This window comes from Microcoleus sp. A6-C6 (genome assembly GCF_036705955.1).
In the GTDB taxonomy this organism is placed as follows: domain Bacteria; phylum Cyanobacteriota; class Cyanobacteriia; order Cyanobacteriales; family Microcoleaceae; genus Microcoleus.
In genome coordinates, this window is sequence record NZ_JAUBVR010000045.1 from 1 (window position 1) to 14,885 (window position 14,885).

Here is a 14,885-nt window from a genome sequence, read left to right on the forward strand (position 1 = left end):
TCTATCCTTTCTCTTCGCTGTGCTTATCTCAACGGTCAACTTTCAATTTGATGTATTTGCCAAAGTGAGATGCACCCATCGCACTTATCCGTTAAAGCATTCGCTCTATCTCAGATGTCCGAGCATCTGGCAATTTCTCGGCCCCTGTCGTATCAAAAACGATCGCGTGTTTAGTATTTGGCAACAACCGCCGTAAAATCTGGATATAGCCGTCAGCATCGCCACGCCGATGGAAGCGCGCCACTACCAATCGCTGCATATTTGGCAGTTGCCGCACGATGCACCAGGGATGAGTGTTTAATTTTGGCCTTGATGTTGGTATCATAGGGTAATGTTTCCCCGCCGAAAGCGGGGTTGGCTAGAAAAGTGATCGCCCTTAAGTTTTCGAGGCTAGGAGGGCGATCGTTTTTAATGTACATAGATATTATATGTTGCATACGCATCAATGTCAAGTTAAAACATGGGATACGTTAGACTGCGGATTCGAGAACTAGCTGAACAAAAGGGTTGGACGCTAAAGCAAGTTGCCGATCGATCCGGAGTCAATTACAACACTGTCAGAAGCTACGTTCAGCGCGATACTTTGAACACAGTCGATTTGTCTGCTGTCTACAAAATTGCCCGCGCTTTCGACGTGACGATGGAAGATTTAGTCGAGATTTTGGAAGATTGAGGGCGCACCAATGGGGCGAGTCAGGCTAAAAATTCGAGAGTTAGCCCAAGAAAAGGGATCGACACTGCAAGATATGTCTCCTGGATCGCCACAAGGTTTGCTTAGAAAAATGTATCAAACTTTTACAAAGAAACCGATCGAACTCATAAAGCCGCTATCTTCGTGATCAAAGCACTTCGTCAGCATGAGTCTGGTTCTCCAAGTTTGGATTATTGGACTATAAACCGCGCTCAACACCCTATAGATAAAGATTTGTAAGGTTTTGTCAACATCTTTGGGCTACTGAATTAAAATCTTCTCATAAAAAAGACTAGCTTTTAGTAGGCGCAAATTATGAACAAGGTTTAAAACTCAGCTTATGAGACCGAGTTTGCTGCTCTTACAAGGTGCAATAAAATGTAACTTTTGATGCAAGAACCACTAGCATGAACTTTGCCGAAGGCCGAATGCCCATTTCTGCCAATACCTTCGGAAAATCGCTTTCCTCTCCGGGCATCAAATTTTAAGTGCAGTTACTTTGCTTGCACGACGGGAACCGGAGCCCGATAGGAAAAATTTAAGTCCAGGGCAGACGCACCAGAATTTTGAGCGATCGGGTTTTTTACCGAAGCGACGGCGGCAACAAAGTCTTGTCGTCCATCAAACCTGGTTTTTGTGTCCAAGACTCAACTCGATCGAATGAATGCAGTCGCAGCCAACATTTAGATGTTGCGATACTGCAAGTTGCGCGCTTGCACAGGGAGCTAACCGCAGTGATGGATCTCGATTGTTTACCTTACGGCGCAGGCCACGCAGAGGAAGGGGTCTGTCTGCTAGTGCGAATGGGGCCCTACCGCATTTTACTCGACTGCGGTATAGAGGATGTCGCACCCCTGTCAGCGACACTAGATCGATCGCCCCCAGCCGATTTCGTGGTGTGTACCCACGCCCACTCCGACCACGCCAGAGGTTTGCTAGCACTCCACCAAGCTTTCCCCCAGTTGCCAATTTACGCCAGCGAAGTGACAGCGCGACTGCTACCGCTCAACTGGCCGTCCCAGGCTCAGCAGCCGGAGTCCCATTTCTGTCAGGCACTGCCCTGGCAGTCGCGGATCGAACTGCACCGGGGACTGAGCGTGCAGTTGTTCCCGTCGGGCCATTTGCCGGGAGCGGCGACTGTGCTCCTAACTTATCAAGCCCCCCACCGCACCTACACCCTGGTTTACACCGGCGACTTTTTTCTGTCGAATTCTCGTTTGGTGGAAGGTTTGCCGCTGGGAGAACTCCGGGGCATGAAGCCGGACGTGTTAATTTTGGAAGGCAGTTACGGCACGGCGCGCCACCCTCACCGCCGACAACTGGAAAATCAATTAGCCGATCGCATCCACCGGGCGATCGCCGACGGGTACTCGGTACTACTACCTGCGCCCGCCCTAGGTTTAGGTCAAGAATTGCTGATGCTACTCCGCAGCCACCACTACTTTACCGGCCGCGACTTGGATATTTGGGTGGACGGCACTGTCGCCGACGGCTGCGACGCTTATCTGGAACTGCTGCCCCATTTTCCCACCGCCGTCCAAAATTTTGCTCTCCACCAACCTTTGTTTTGGGACGAAAGGGTAAAACCCCGCGTGCGCCGGCTGTCTGCCGAACAGCGAGCCGAATTGGGCAAAACGCCGTGTATTGTGATTACTGACCAAATAGCTGATTTGGGTTTGTACGTTGCCGATCGCACAAATCCTTGGATTTTACTCGCACCTCACAAACCTGGATATCCCACCAGGGAATGGCTGGGCAATTGGGCCGAATCAGGAGTTCGGCTCATTGAAACTTATTTGCTAGCCGATCACTGCGACGGGCCGGGAACTACCCAGCTCATCCACAATTTGCGTCCCCAGCACGTAATTTTAGTGCACGGTTCCCCTGCATATTTGGCTGACTTGGCTAACTTGGACGAGCTGCGAAACCGCTACCAGTTGCACACTCCGGCGGTAGGAACAGTTGTCGAATTGCCAATCGGGGAAATGTTTTTGCAGCCCGCCATCCCCGAAACTAACTATGAAGGAGAACTCAGCGAATTAGGTACAGAAGTAGCAATTAGCTTGCCAAGTCCGATTACAGCCGATCCTCGGTGGGCAAATTTTGCCGATACAGGTTTAGTAGAAGCACGCTGGCAAGGCGAAGAACTCGTACTGCGTGGCATCTCCCAGCGGGAACTGCTGTTTCAAGGCAGCGCCGTTCAGGCTAACCTAGAATGCTGTGGCAATTGCCAGCACTACCGCGGCCAGCGCTGTTGGAACCAGTCCAGTGCTTTATTTGGCTTTAAAGTTACCCCCGACGGTTACTGTCCGGTATTTGAAGCGATACCGGAGTCCGAACTTTTCTTAGATGAGGAAATAGATGGCGATTGAGATCCTCCCCGGCGTAAACGCACTCCTGATTCCCAAACATCGCTATTTGGGTTCTGCGTCCGGGACTGTTCTGGTGGCGCAGACTGGAAAACCTGCGATCGAGCTTAAATTTAAATACAAAACCAGCTTGATTGGTGACAATCCAGTAGATTTTTCCCCTCAACCGGGTTTTTTGCCCAATTTATCGACAAAAAAGGGAGAAAAGTCGTTTTCCTTTCCCCCAACTATTCTTTTTGCCTCAAGCTCTAGCTCAAAACTATTCTAAATTCGAGTCCGGGTAGTGATTGCGAATTTGCTCGGCTTCGGGACAATCGTCAGTAACTAGGGGTTCGCAGTTAGTTCTCGACACCGAAGCCAACTTCTGGGAAACAGCTCCAATACTCTCTAGACGCACCATTTCTTCCCAGGAGCTAATTTCGTCTTCTTCGTCGGTTTCGTAGCGCAGCGTGACTAGATCCCCTTCAATATCTAGGATACGAGCGCGCTCTATCCAACGTTGCTGATCTCGAAGAAAAATAGAAACCTCACGACCATCACAACAGAGTTGATAGATTTTGCGCTGTAGCATTTGTCAGTTCTCCTGCGCAGTGTATTTAATCAAAAAAGATTGCCTGTTTACAGTTAACGTACTTTGGGTTTTACATCGGAAGGCACAGCCCTATGGACTGGCCAGTTTCACGTTTTCCGAAACTGTGGCACCGATGGGAGTTACCAAATTTTATTTTACCATCAAATCTCTCCTGTACGCCATTTATCGAATTGCAGATTTTGCAGCCTGCGACATCCCTCGCGGGAGGCATTTGCCAGAATAGATCGGAGCATCCGGACTTGACTGCCGCGATCGCTCAAACAGCCACCCTCAAAACAGACTGTGCTGCTTTGTCGATCGGGATTGCCGCTGTTCTCAAACCTTTACAATCAGTAGGTCGGCAGATAAATGGTACGTCAGTTTTGCCGTAAAAGCCTAAAAACTCCCCCCTTTGTACCATCCCGTTACAGAACCTACGGGCATAGACTTAGGATTATCCACGTTGCTCTGCCGGGAGTGACGGTAAAAAAATACAACTGCCAGTTTCCCTAAAAAAGGCGAAAATCAAGCTAGGGAAATTGCAGTATATCCATCGAAACAAACAGTTAGGCAACCTAAAATCGGGAAGAAAAGCCTCAAAAAACGCCAAAAAATATTAATTATCCAATCCTCGCCAAAAAACACGGGCATATTGCCAACAACCGACGAGACTTTCGGCAAACAACAAAAACAAAAATTAGCCAGAAATACGATACCGCTCTGGGTATTTTTGAAGGCTATCTGGCTGATTACCAACGCACTATTATTTAAAAATATGGGCACTGCCAAATGAAACATTCTCTACATATACTATGACAAAGCATTGCTGTTTCTTGTTACAGGAAGTTCAGCAAATTACTTTCCTAGAGTTGGCTCTTCCTCTTTGTCTTTCTCCTTTTGGGTAGATTCATCATCAGCTTGACCGACCCCTTCCTTGAAACTCCGCAGCGTTTTGCCCAAAGCATTTCCCAACTCAGGAATTTTTTTGGGCCCAAAAATTAGAATAGCGACTACCGCAACAATGCCCAATTCGGGCAATCCCAGACCAAACATACAAAATCTCCGTGCTTACCTACTTGGCTTTTTCTCTGCGAATTACCGCTAGTGCATTCATTTTAGCGGAGAGTTTCGGCAAATGTTACCTATTACTCTGGTTTTTAGGGCAATTTATTGCCCCGTGCCGCTGGGAATACCTAGACTCAAGTCGCAAGGCTTTCTATCTTGGGCAGATTTTTCTGTAAAACTTGCTCGATCGCACGTCGCTCTGCTGGTATCCTTAAAAGTATCTACCTTTTTTACTGCATCCTGCAACCGTAGAATCAAGTTTTATTAAGCGATCGCCCGATAAATAGAAATGTTAGAAATATCCCAGTCTTCCCTGCGCGAGCAACAGCACCCTCTCATCCGCGAATTAGCAGACCGGATAGAATCAGTATGGCGTCGGTACCTCGACCTCGAACCCTACCACCTCCCCGCTGAGTTGGGATACGTAGAAGGGCGCTTGGAAGGAGAAAAACTGATCATAGAAAACCGCTGCTATCAAACTCCCCAGTTCCGCAAAATACACCTCGAACTCGCTAAAGTCGGGCCGCTGCTGGATATCCTGCACTGCGTGATGTTTCCGAGACCGAATTATGCTTTGCCGATGTTCGGCACAGACATCGTAGCAGGCAAAGGTCAAGTTAGCGCGGCGATCGCAGACCTTTCTCCCCTTAATCCCGATCGAACTTTGTCGGAAACCTATCGCACCCAACTGGAAACTCTGCCGGTTAACCAATTTTCTTGTCCCCGCCAAATTCCTGAATGGGGCGATATTTTTTCGGAATTTTGCCTGTTTGTGCGGCCAGATTCACCGGAAGAAGAAAGCCGATTTATCGACATAGTTGAATCCTACGTGGAAATTCACTGCAAACTCGCAGTGGCTTGCGAACCAGTTTCTGCCGCCGAAGCATCGAAAATTCTCGACGCTCAAATTTACTACTGTACGCAGCAGCAGCAAAACGACAAAACTCGCCGCGTACTCGAAAAAGCTTTCGGTCAAGATTGGGCCGAAAATTACATGACTGAGGTGCTGTTTGATTTCCCTAAATAGCTGAAATCGGTTTACACTACTTCATAGTGGGTGTGAAAAAATGTAATCAGGAAATCACCTACCTCATCTGTCATGGGCAAGGAATCACGGGATAAGGATCAATCATTTTTTAAACCCCCAGGGCCGGGAATCATCGGTTTAGCGATCGCCGCTACTCTCCTTACCACAGGAGTGGGTTTTTGGCAAGTATCTCAAATCAGAAAAGCTGAAGAGTTAAAGGCGGCGGCTGCAACTGCTGCTGCAACTACTGCCTCCACCCGCAACAGCGTCACAGCTTTGGGTAGGTTGACTCCGCAGGGGGAAGTGATCAAATTGTCTGCCCCTTCGGCGTCGGAGGGCGCGAGAATTGAACTGTTGAAAGTCGAAGAGGGCGATCGCGTCAGTCAAGGACAAATCATAGCAGTTCTCGATACGCGCGATCGACTCCAAGCAATCCTCCAACAAGCTGACAAAGAAGTCAAAGTCAAACAAGCAGAATTAGCGAAAATTCAAGCAGGCGCAAAAACAGGCCAAATCGGCGCTGGGAAAGCCGAAGTTGCCAAGTCTGAAGTTCAACGTCAAAGAGAAACCGAAGGCGAAGGAGCAAATGTTGCCCGCTTAGAAGCTCAAATGCGAAGAGACATCGAAGCTGCACAAGCTAACGTCGCTAAATTTGAGGCTCAACTACAACGAGAAACCGAAGCCGAACGAGCTAATCTTGCCAAATTTGAGGCACAACTGCAACGAGAGACAGAGGTACAGCAAGCTAAACTTGCCAGGCTGGAAGCTCAAGTGCGTGGCGAAATTACCTCTCAAAATGCTACAGTCGATCGACTAAAAGCCGAATTAGCCAACGCCCAAGCCGAAGAACAACGTAATAAAGAACTCTCCGAAACAGGCGCAATCTCTGCTTCCGCCTACGATACCAAACGCTTAGGAGTAGAGACAGGCCGCCAGAAAGTTAAAGAAGCTGAAGCTATATTAGAAAAAACCGTACAAACACTGCGACAGGAAATAATTGAAAATCAAGCCACAGTCAAACAAAAAGTAGAAACAGGCAAGCAGGAAATCAATCAATCCCGCGCCAATCTCAAACGCAAATTAGAAACAGGCAGGGAGGAAATTAACCAAGCTAGAGCCACTTTAAATCAAAAGATAGAAACGGGCAGAGAAGAAATCAATCAAGCCGAAGCAATGCTCAAGCAAAAAGCAGAAACCGGCGCAGAACAAATCAATCAAGCCAAAGCAAATCTAGACCAAATTGCCGAAATTCGTCCCGAAGATGTTCAAGCCGCCCAAGCCGCTGTCGAAAGTGCGATCGCCACCAAACAAAAAGCCCAAGTAGACTTAAACTTAAGCTATGTCAAAGCACCCGTATCCGGTTCCATCCTCAAAGTTAACACCCGACAAGGAGAACGCATCAATACTCAAGACGGCATCGTAGAACTAGGCCGTACCGATCAAATGTACGCCATAGCCGAAGTTTACGAAACCGACATCACCAAAGTGCGAAACGGCCAGCGCGCCACAGTTACCAGCTCAGTTTTTGTAGGCACATTAGAAGGAACAGTCGCTAGAATCGGCAAACTAATCGGCAAAAAAGATGTCCTGAATACAGACCCCGCCGCCGACACCGATGCTAGAGTTATCGAAGTAAGAATTCGCCTCGACCCCGAATCGAGCAAAAAAGTTTCTGAGCTGACAAACTTGCAGGTTGAAGTCAAAATAGCTATCTAAATAATAGTATTTTTAAATCAAACCCCCTTGTTTTTGCTTGTTTGTTTCTTGCTCCTTTTTTCTTCCTTCTTCCTTCTTCCTTCTTCCTTAATTAGATATGGCAAAAATACAGCTAGCTTGGGCACAGTTAACCCGCGAAAAAATGCGCTTAGTCATCGCGCTAGCCGGGATTGGTTTTGCCGATTTACTAATGTTTATGCAGTTTGGATTTAAAGACGCACTATTTGAAAGTTCCGTCAGCTTTCATGCGAAGTTAAAAGGGGATATTTTCATCACCAGCACTCAATCTACGGCTTTAATAGCCATGAAAAGTTTTCCCCAGCGTCGCTTGTATCAAGCCTTGAGTTTTAACGGCGTTACAGAAATTAGTCCGGTATATCTAGGCTTTGGATTGTGGAAAAATCCCGATCCAAACGAGGGCAAAACCCGCCAATTGATGGTCATAGGTTTTGACCCGACTCGTCCGGTTTTTGATATGCCGGAAATCCAAAATAATTTGGACAAAATCAAAATTGCCGATGTGGTTTTATTTGACCAAGCTTCCCGCCCGGAATTTGGGCCAGTAGTGGAATATTTCAACCAGGGAAAACCTGTTGAAACAGAAGTTGACAACCGCCGCATTGTGGTAGATGGTTTATTTACTTTAGGGGCATCTTTCAGTGCTGATGGAAATATTGTCACCAGCGATTTGAACTTTCTGCGGATTTTTGCGACGCGGAGAACCAAAGGTTTAATTGATATCGGTATTGTGCACTTGCAGCCGGGAACGGATGTGAAGGCTGTTGTCGAAAAAATGAGGGCAACTTTGCCGTCAGATGTGCGAATTGCTTCAAAGGAAGAGTTTGTAGCTTTTGAGAGAAAGTATTGGGAAGAAGGTACAGCAATCGGATTTATTTTCACTCTCGGCGCGGCAATGGGATTTATTGTGGGGATAGTGATTGTTTATCAAATTCTTTATACTGATGTTACCGATCATTTGCCGGAATACGCGACGTTGAAGGCGATGGGATATAAGGATTTTTACTTTTTGATCGTGGTGTTTCAAGAAGCTTTGATTCTGGCAATTCTTGGTTATTTACCTGGATTTGGGATTTCTGTAGTGCTGTACAATTTAGGGAGAAGTGCTACGAGTTTGCCGATGTACATGACTGTGGGGAAAGCTGTAACTGTGTTTGTAATGACAGTTGTTATGTGTTCTGTGTCGGGGGCGATCGCAGTTAGGAAGTTGCAGGCGGCCGATCCAGCAGATATTTTTTAGGGAATTAATTAATTAATAAGTTCTGCCTAAGTAATTATGGCTCTAACGCTATAACGCTATGGTATTAAGATAGCATTCATCTCGATCGCACTCTCCCTCGGTTCTGCGCTATGACCCAAAGCTTCAACCCCACAGCGTTGCCTCCCGCCTTTCCCGATCACACGCAACTCCCAGAATCTGACGGCACGTTTGTGAAGAACTTTCAAGAACATCCTCAGAGCATCCTGCTCACCGACTCCCTAGAAATTACACTGCAAAACCTGCATCCCGACGGACAGTATGCGATCGGGCAAGATTGTGGCATCTACTGGCGCGAAACCGAGCCTCCCGAACGCGGAGCCGAAGCACCTGACTGGTTCTACGTCCCTAACGTGCCTCCCCGCTTAGACGGGCAATATCGGCGTTCCTACGTGTTGTGGCGCGAGTATATGGTGCCGTTAATTGCGATCGAATTTGCTAGCGGTGATGGTTCAGAAGAACTCGACAATACTCCTTTATCTGCTTTGCCATCCGGGGGAAACCAGAAACCGGGAAAGTTTTGGGTATACGAGCGGATTATCAGAATTCCCTACTACGCTATTTACAAGATCCAAACCAATGAATTAGAAGTCTACAATTGCGTAAATACTAGATATCACCGCTTGGAACCGAACGATCGCGGACATTACCCGATCGACCTGATGGGTATAGAGTTGGGCGTGTGGTCTGGTAGCTATCAAAATCAGACACAACATTGGTTGCGCTGGTGGGATCGCGAGGGAAATTTGCTGCTGACGGGAAGTGAGCGAGCTAGACTGGAGAGCCTCCACGCCGAAAAGGAACGAGAGCGGGCTGAAGCCGAGACTCAACGCGCCGATGCTGAGACTCAACGCGCCGATGCTGAGACTCAACGCGCCGATGCTGAACGAGAACAAAAAGAGCGATTGGCGGCTTATTTGCGATCGCAGGGCATCGATCCGGAGCTCATTTGAGCCTTGGCTGTTGCTCCATTTTTTGAGGATAGGAATAGGGAGCGATCGAACATTCGAGACTCTTCCTCGCTAAATAATGCCAAAACAAGGAGCGATCGTCAATTATTTATGAACGCTAAACCAGTTGTTTCAATTAAAAATCTCAATCATTCCTTCGGCGAAGGACAACTTCAGAAGCAGACATTATTTGACATCAATCTCGAAATTGATCCGGGCGAAATTGTGCTAATGACTGGGCCTTCTGGGTCTGGCAAAACCACATTGTTAACCTTGATTGGAGGTTTGCGATCGATCCAAGAAGGTAGCTTGAAAATTCTTGACCAAGAATTGCGCGGAACTAAGAAAAATAAATTAGTAGAAGTCCGCCGCGACATCGGCTATATTTTCCAAGCTCATAATTTGCTGAAATGTTTAACAGCGCGGCAAAATGTGCAAATGTCTCTGGAACTGCACAACCATCTTTCTGAGCAAGAAACTAATGATAAAATAGAGGGAATGTTGGAAGCTGTAGGGTTGGGTGACAGAATGGATTATTACCCGGACAGTCTTTCTGGCGGACAGAAACAAAGAGTTGCGATCGCCCGCGCGTTAGTCAGTCAGCCAAAATTGGTATTAGCAGACGAGCCCACAGCAGCCCTAGACAGCAAATCAGGTCGAGATGTGGTAGAAATCATGCGAGGTTTAGCCACATTACAGCACTGTACCATTTTGCTTGTCACCCACGACAACCGCATTTTAGATATAGCCGATCGCATTATTCACATGGAAGACGGCCACCTCGCACAAGACACAGCCACAACCGCCACAACCAGCGTTCTTTCCGGCAAATAACGTTAATTAACATCAACTTATTTGCGGGAACTAGGGCGCTTCACCCCTGTCTTTGTAGAACTCTTAGATGAACTTTTACCGGGCATCTTTGTCGTACCTTTCGTTACTTTTGAACCCTTAACAGCGGCCAACGCACTATCATTTTCATTCCCTGGTCTGCCCGCGGCCGCTCTAGTAGTCCTAAAGGTGACATTCACCCCTTCATTTGACTGTTCCAGCACCAACATCGGCGTTGGCTTTGCTTTTTGATCCCACTCAATGTGAACGATGCGACCTTGAATTGTCGGCTGCCAACTGTCGTGATCGTCGGAAGGACTAAGGTAAGTTTCCAAACAGTCAATAATTTGATTAATTGTTGCCGATGTTGCCTGAGTCGGCAGTTTCATCAGCTTAATTTGAATCCGAAACAGCACTCGCTTTTCTATTTTTACTGCCGGATCGCCAGTTTCGTATTCGATATCAAACATCGAATCCACTTGTCTGCCACTGCCCGCATTCCCACTTTTGTCTCCTACACTACTCTGAGTCGGACGCAGGGCAATACTAATTTTATCTTTGACTTTTACTTTAATTTGGTTCACAATGGCAAAGTGAAAAACTTCTTCCGCCATCCGCATTCTCAGGTAGTCTAAATTAAAGTCTCGCGAGTGGATGAGGTCGGGATTTTTCTCCATCTTTGACAGAGTTTCCAGAGCCATCTTGTATTTTTTCTGGAGTTCTCGATTTCTGAATTCCTCAAAGTTTAGTTTCTTGCTCAAACTGTCCATTTTTAGCTTGCTAAACACAGCTAAACCGACAAGCAATAACAACAGTAATCCCGACGCTCCCATCAAGATTTGATCTGAGGCTAAACCGGAATGTTTAGCCTGTTTGGGTTTGGGAGAGGCTACTGCCAACCTTGGTTCTACAAGGATGATTTGGGTTGACATGGGCTTTTAAAGGGTAAATTTTGACGCTATATTTATACAGGACTCCAGAGTAGAGCTGGCAGTGCAACTCGATCGACCAACATTGACATCATTCCACCACCATCTTGATACAACTGGATTTCTGCAACTCGAAGACGCACCCTCTAATTAATACTCGATCTTTAACTGCAAGCAAGTTCCCGAAATATCGGAAAATCCCGCGCTGGCACTGGCAAAAAGAAATGGTGAATTGTCTGTGATAGATTATACCAATATAAGTCAAAAAAATGTTGGTTCGGCGAGCTCCGTTTCTAGGCAAAAGAACAGTAGATACACATAAACTAATAGTAACTCTGCGATCGATCGCAAAAAACACTTCTCTCCGAACAACCCATCACCCGGACGATCGAGGGGCGGACTCTCGCTGGGGTGCTAATTGCTACTGTTCGATCGCTCCCGCCCTGCCAGTCCACCGGGCGGCTGGCTGTGAGAGTCGAACTCTCTTTGCGATCGAACAACGTGTCCTTAGCTAAGATTACAGCTAATACCACCAATATTCGATCGTGACCTACGAACCCCTCCACCACAAATATCGCCCTCAGACATTTGCCGAATTAGTCGGTCAAGAGGCGATCGCCCAAACCCTAACCAGCGCCATCCTGCAACAGCGCATAGCACCAGCATATCTATTTACCGGCCCCAGAGGCACCGGCAAAACCTCCAGCGCCAGAATTTTCGCCAAATCCCTCAACTGTATTTCTACCGGCGTTCCCACCCCAACACCCTGCGGCAAATGCAACGTTTGCCAAGAAATTGCCAGAGGTTCCACCCTAGATGTCATCGAAATCGACGCGGCCAGCAACACCGGAGTAGACAACATCCGGGACTTGATCGAACGAGCGCAATTTGCCCCCGTACAGTGTCGCTATAAAGTATATGTAATCGACGAAGTTCATATGCTCAGCAACCAGGCATTTAATGCCTTATTAAAAACCTTAGAAGAACCACCAGATCGCGTCGTATTCGTCCTCGCCACAACCGACCCTCAAAGAGTCTTACCAACCATCATCTCACGCTGCCAAAAATTCGACTTCCGCCGGATTCCCCTCGACTCAATGACCGCCCACTTGCACAAAATTGCCCAATTAGAAAACATCAACATTGCCAGCGATGCAATACAAATGGTTGGTCAAATTGCTCAAGGAGGACTGCGAGACGCCGAAAGCTTGCTAGACCAACTCAGCTTATTTCCCGGTCAAATAACAGTAGAAAAAGTTTGGGATTTAGTCGGCGCAGTCCCCGAAAACGACTTAATGGAACTGCTGCAAGCGATCGCAAACGATGACTCTACAGCATTAATAGACATGACCCGTCACCTAATGGATCGTGGCAGGGAACCGCTAATCGTGCTGCAAAGTCTCGCCAGCTTTTACCGAGATTTGCTCATAGCCAAAGCAGCACCAAAACGCTCAGATTTAGTCGCTTTAACAGCCGCGACTTGGGAAAAACTATGCAATTTTGCCCGCAATTGGGATGCCGAGTTAATTTTAGCAGGTCAAAAACACTTGCAAACCCACGAAGTGCAAATTAAAAACACCACTCAGCCGCGATTGTGGCTGGAAGTGACCCTGTTGGGATTATTGCCCTCAGCCATTAGAACTCAGCCACAACCAACAGCCGAACCAGGTAGAAATATTGCTCAATCCCAAATTCACCCCCCCCAACCCCCCCTTGCTAAGGGGGGGAGTTCCACAACTGATATCGAACAGCCTCCGGCAGCCAAACCTCAAAATCAACATCCAACTTCGCAACCTATTGCCGATCGCACAGAAAGCACACCTGCCGCACCGATTTCCGCACCTATACCAACTGCTGAAACGAATCCAACAAATTATTCACCAACTAATTCAGGTAGCGAAATTGATTTAGATAGAGTGTGGGAACAGGTACTTGATCGCGTGCGACCCAACGGGACTCAATCGCTACTCCGCCAACACGGACAGCTAGTAATTTTTAGCAATGATAGTGCTTATGTTAAGATTAGTTCCCAGCCGTTGCTCAAGATGGTTAAAGACAAAGTAGCTAATCTTGAAGAAGCTTTTGTGCAAGTTTTCAACCGTCAAGTCACAGTAAAAGTGGGAGTGACAAATCCCGCTGAAATTAATAGTTCCCGCGATTTACCAAATTCTCACGGACTTGTTGCCGAAAATCCTAGAAATTCTGCTTCTGTTATTGATGCGAATCAACACTTGCAGAACTCGGCGGCTTATGAGATTTCCGATGATTTTTTGGGGAACGGAGCAACAGAGCAAACAACATCCTGGACGCCTGAAAATACCGCCACCAAGCTACCAAATGTTTCTGAACCGCTGCGGCAGACAAACATTTCTACAGACTCTCAGAATAAGTTAAATACTCAAGCTGTAGCGGTGCGGGCTGATGCTCAATCTGTCGCGAATACGAGTAAACAATGGGCTGAGATGTTTGAGGGACAAGTAGTCGATTTGTCGGATGATTTAGAAATTTGGGAGTCGGAAACTTTTAGATTGGAATCTGAACCGGATTTTCCTGAGTTATCTGCTGAGGTTGATGGGGATGATTTTATGGGTTGGTAAATTTCTACTGGGGCGGCAGCGAAATGTGCAAGATTTCGCCAATCGCCGACAATCCCGCCCTAGTGTAAACTCGAAATTCCTCCTCCTGTAGCGTCATCAAAAAAGCCACCTCAACACCCGCATCAAAAGCCTCTCGCAACAACCGCGCCGTCAAAGCCCCTGCGACACCCCGCCGCCGAAAAGAAGGGCGCACACCAATTCCCGCGATTTCCGTCGTTTGATTTTGCGGGGGCGTGCAGACTCCAGCGCCAGCAGGTTCGCCCGTTGCTGCGACGCGGGCGAGTACCGCAATGCCACCCGCCGCCAGACTTTGCCGAAGACTGTCAACATCTTCAGCGGTGGGTGCAGCCTCTCCGTAAGCCTCATTTTGTGCAGCCACAGTACCCAAAAGTTCGTCATCGGAAACTGGCAGAATTAGCTCGATTTCGGGCGGAATGGGAAGCATTTTCTCCGAGCCCGGAGTGCAAATCATCAGCGGTAAGCGTCCCTCAACGGTGAAACCGGCGGATATCAGGGCTTCTTCGACAGCGGGCGCTAGTTTCGTGAAATATTCCAAACGTGGCTGTCGCCCACGCCCAGAGTATGCAGCGATTAGCGCGTTGACATCGGCGAGGGAGGGTGCGGCACCGTCTTCGGGAATCGCATAGTTGAGATAAGGGTTGGCGCTGTGGGGGCTGAAGGTAGCGAGGAAGGGCCCGATGCGCTCGGTGTCGCGCTGCTGGCTGGCGGCAAAGCGCAGGTATGCTTGAATGCGAGATTCCATTGATTTCTGGCAAAAATAATTAAGACGGGCAGGATTCCCATCGCACAAAAACTTTTTTTCTTGTGGAATGTGCATCTTGCCCGTCCGAAAATTTGATGAT

The 14,885-nt window shown here is 47.7% G+C and carries 16 protein-coding genes; 10 read left to right on the forward strand and 6 right to left on the reverse strand.

Going from position 1 to position 14,885, the window contains the following annotated elements; all coding sequences use genetic code 11:
- Positions 1-91: 91 nt before the first annotated feature.
- Positions 92-325 carry a hypothetical protein gene (locus QUB52_RS18235; protein ID WP_332968773.1) on the reverse strand — a complete coding sequence of 78 codons (234 nt, stop codon included), beginning with the start codon at positions 323-325 and terminating at the stop codon, positions 92-94.
- 135 nt (positions 326-460) lie between these two features.
- On the opposite strand from QUB52_RS18235, the gene QUB52_RS18240 reads away from it, so the two are divergent.
- The 3 genes from QUB52_RS18240 to QUB52_RS18250 all read left to right on the forward strand — a co-directional run bounded on the left by QUB52_RS18240 (position 461) and on the right by QUB52_RS18250 (position 3,328).
- On the forward strand, positions 461-673 hold the full coding sequence (locus QUB52_RS18240) for a helix-turn-helix domain-containing protein (RefSeq protein ID WP_236502947.1): 213 nt from the start codon (positions 461-463) through the stop codon (positions 671-673).
- Positions 674-1,428: 755 nt separating this feature from the next.
- Positions 1,429-3,063 carry an MBL fold metallo-hydrolase gene (locus QUB52_RS18245; protein WP_265236417.1) on the forward strand — a complete coding sequence of 545 codons (1,635 nt, stop codon included), beginning with the start codon at positions 1,429-1,431 and terminating at the stop codon, positions 3,061-3,063.
- A complete protein-coding gene (locus tag QUB52_RS18250; protein WP_332974315.1) occupies positions 3,053-3,328 on the forward strand; it encodes a hypothetical protein in 276 nt (91 codons plus the stop codon). Before QUB52_RS18245 ends, QUB52_RS18250 begins: the two co-directional genes overlap by 11 nt.
- Here the strand turns inward: QUB52_RS18250 and QUB52_RS18255 are convergent.
- A complete protein-coding gene (locus QUB52_RS18255) occupies positions 3,320-3,631 on the reverse strand; it encodes a DUF6679 family protein (protein WP_265236321.1) in 312 nt (103 codons plus the stop codon). The genes QUB52_RS18250 and QUB52_RS18255 overlap by 9 nt on opposite strands.
- Before the next feature lie 92 nt (positions 3,632-3,723).
- Here QUB52_RS18255 and QUB52_RS18260 point away from each other — a divergent pair, with 92 nt between their 5' ends.
- A complete protein-coding gene (locus QUB52_RS18260; RefSeq protein ID WP_332974314.1) occupies positions 3,724-4,023 on the forward strand; it encodes a hypothetical protein in 300 nt (99 codons plus the stop codon).
- Between the two features lie 463 nt (positions 4,024-4,486).
- Here QUB52_RS18260 and tatA read toward each other — a convergent pair whose 3' ends face one another.
- Entirely contained in the window at positions 4,487-4,684 is a 198-nt protein-coding gene (tatA, locus tag QUB52_RS18265) for a twin-arginine translocase TatA/TatE family subunit (protein WP_265236311.1), read from the reverse strand.
- A 301-nt stretch (positions 4,685-4,985) separates the two neighbouring features.
- Here tatA and QUB52_RS18270 point away from each other — a divergent pair, with 301 nt between their 5' ends.
- From QUB52_RS18270 to QUB52_RS18290, 5 genes are all read left to right on the forward strand, one after another.
- Positions 4,986-5,723, forward strand: a complete 738-nt coding sequence (locus tag QUB52_RS18270) for a phycocyanobilin:ferredoxin oxidoreductase (RefSeq protein WP_265236307.1) — start codon at positions 4,986-4,988, stop codon at positions 5,721-5,723.
- A 72-nt stretch (positions 5,724-5,795) separates the two neighbouring features.
- Positions 5,796-7,439 (forward strand): HlyD family efflux transporter periplasmic adaptor subunit, encoded by a 1,644-nt coding sequence (locus tag QUB52_RS18275; protein WP_265236305.1) that lies wholly within the window; start codon positions 5,796-5,798, stop codon positions 7,437-7,439.
- Positions 7,440-7,536: 97 nt separating this feature from the next.
- Positions 7,537-8,697: an ABC transporter permease DevC gene (gene devC, locus QUB52_RS18280; protein ID WP_332974313.1), complete on the forward strand. Its 1,161-nt coding sequence runs from the start codon at positions 7,537-7,539 to the stop codon at positions 8,695-8,697.
- Between the two features lie 110 nt (positions 8,698-8,807).
- Positions 8,808-9,668: a Uma2 family endonuclease gene (locus tag QUB52_RS18285; RefSeq protein ID WP_332974312.1), complete on the forward strand. Its 861-nt coding sequence runs from the start codon at positions 8,808-8,810 to the stop codon at positions 9,666-9,668.
- Positions 9,669-9,776: 108 nt separating this feature from the next.
- Positions 9,777-10,499, forward strand: coding sequence for a DevA family ABC transporter ATP-binding protein (locus QUB52_RS18290; protein ID WP_332974311.1), 723 nt, complete (start codon positions 9,777-9,779; stop codon positions 10,497-10,499).
- 17 nt (positions 10,500-10,516) lie between these two features.
- Here the strand turns inward: QUB52_RS18290 and QUB52_RS18295 are convergent, their stop codons facing one another.
- Positions 10,517-11,428 carry a hypothetical protein gene (locus QUB52_RS18295; RefSeq protein ID WP_265236297.1) on the reverse strand — a complete coding sequence of 304 codons (912 nt, stop codon included), beginning with the start codon at positions 11,426-11,428 and terminating at the stop codon, positions 10,517-10,519.
- A gap of 320 nt (positions 11,429-11,748) precedes the next feature.
- Positions 11,749-11,994, reverse strand: a complete 246-nt coding sequence (locus tag QUB52_RS18300) for a hypothetical protein (protein WP_332968765.1) — start codon at positions 11,992-11,994, stop codon at positions 11,749-11,751.
- Between QUB52_RS18300 and QUB52_RS18305 the strand changes: the two genes are divergently transcribed.
- Positions 11,971-14,022: a DNA polymerase III subunit gamma/tau gene (locus QUB52_RS18305; RefSeq protein ID WP_332974309.1), complete on the forward strand. Its 2,052-nt coding sequence runs from the start codon at positions 11,971-11,973 to the stop codon at positions 14,020-14,022. The two genes, QUB52_RS18300 and QUB52_RS18305, sit on opposite strands and share 24 nt — an antisense overlap.
- Before the next feature lie 4 nt (positions 14,023-14,026).
- Here QUB52_RS18305 and QUB52_RS18310 read toward each other — a convergent pair whose 3' ends face one another.
- Positions 14,027-14,785 (reverse strand): GNAT family N-acetyltransferase, encoded by a 759-nt coding sequence (locus tag QUB52_RS18310; protein ID WP_332974308.1) that lies wholly within the window; start codon positions 14,783-14,785, stop codon positions 14,027-14,029.
- Between the last annotated feature and the right edge of the window lie 100 nt (positions 14,786-14,885).

Coding starts and splice junctions, on each gene's coding strand:
- QUB52_RS18270 (WP_265236307.1), top strand. CDS start 4,986: ATGTTAGAAATATCCCAGTCTTCCCTGCGCGAGCAACAGCACCCTCTC.
- devC (WP_332974313.1), top strand. CDS start 7,537: ATGGCAAAAATACAGCTAGCTTGGGCACAGTTAACCCGCGAAAAAATG.
- QUB52_RS18240 (WP_236502947.1), top strand. CDS start 461: ATGGGATACGTTAGACTGCGGATTCGAGAACTAGCTGAACAAAAGGGT.
- QUB52_RS18235 (WP_332968773.1), bottom strand. CDS start 325: ATGATACCAACATCAAGGCCAAAATTAAACACTCATCCCTGGTGCATC.
- QUB52_RS18295 (WP_265236297.1), bottom strand. CDS start 11,428: ATGTCAACCCAAATCATCCTTGTAGAACCAAGGTTGGCAGTAGCCTCT.
- QUB52_RS18275 (WP_265236305.1), top strand. CDS start 5,796: ATGGGCAAGGAATCACGGGATAAGGATCAATCATTTTTTAAACCCCCA.
- QUB52_RS18260 (WP_332974314.1), top strand. CDS start 3,724: ATGGACTGGCCAGTTTCACGTTTTCCGAAACTGTGGCACCGATGGGAG.
- tatA (WP_265236311.1), bottom strand. CDS start 4,684: ATGTTTGGTCTGGGATTGCCCGAATTGGGCATTGTTGCGGTAGTCGCT.
- QUB52_RS18245 (WP_265236417.1), top strand. CDS start 1,429: ATGGATCTCGATTGTTTACCTTACGGCGCAGGCCACGCAGAGGAAGGG.
- QUB52_RS18290 (WP_332974311.1), top strand. CDS start 9,777: ATGAACGCTAAACCAGTTGTTTCAATTAAAAATCTCAATCATTCCTTC.
- QUB52_RS18285 (WP_332974312.1), top strand. CDS start 8,808: ATGACCCAAAGCTTCAACCCCACAGCGTTGCCTCCCGCCTTTCCCGAT.
- QUB52_RS18310 (WP_332974308.1), bottom strand. CDS start 14,785: ATGGAATCTCGCATTCAAGCATACCTGCGCTTTGCCGCCAGCCAGCAG.
- QUB52_RS18255 (WP_265236321.1), bottom strand. CDS start 3,631: ATGCTACAGCGCAAAATCTATCAACTCTGTTGTGATGGTCGTGAGGTT.
- QUB52_RS18250 (WP_332974315.1), top strand. CDS start 3,053: ATGGCGATTGAGATCCTCCCCGGCGTAAACGCACTCCTGATTCCCAAA.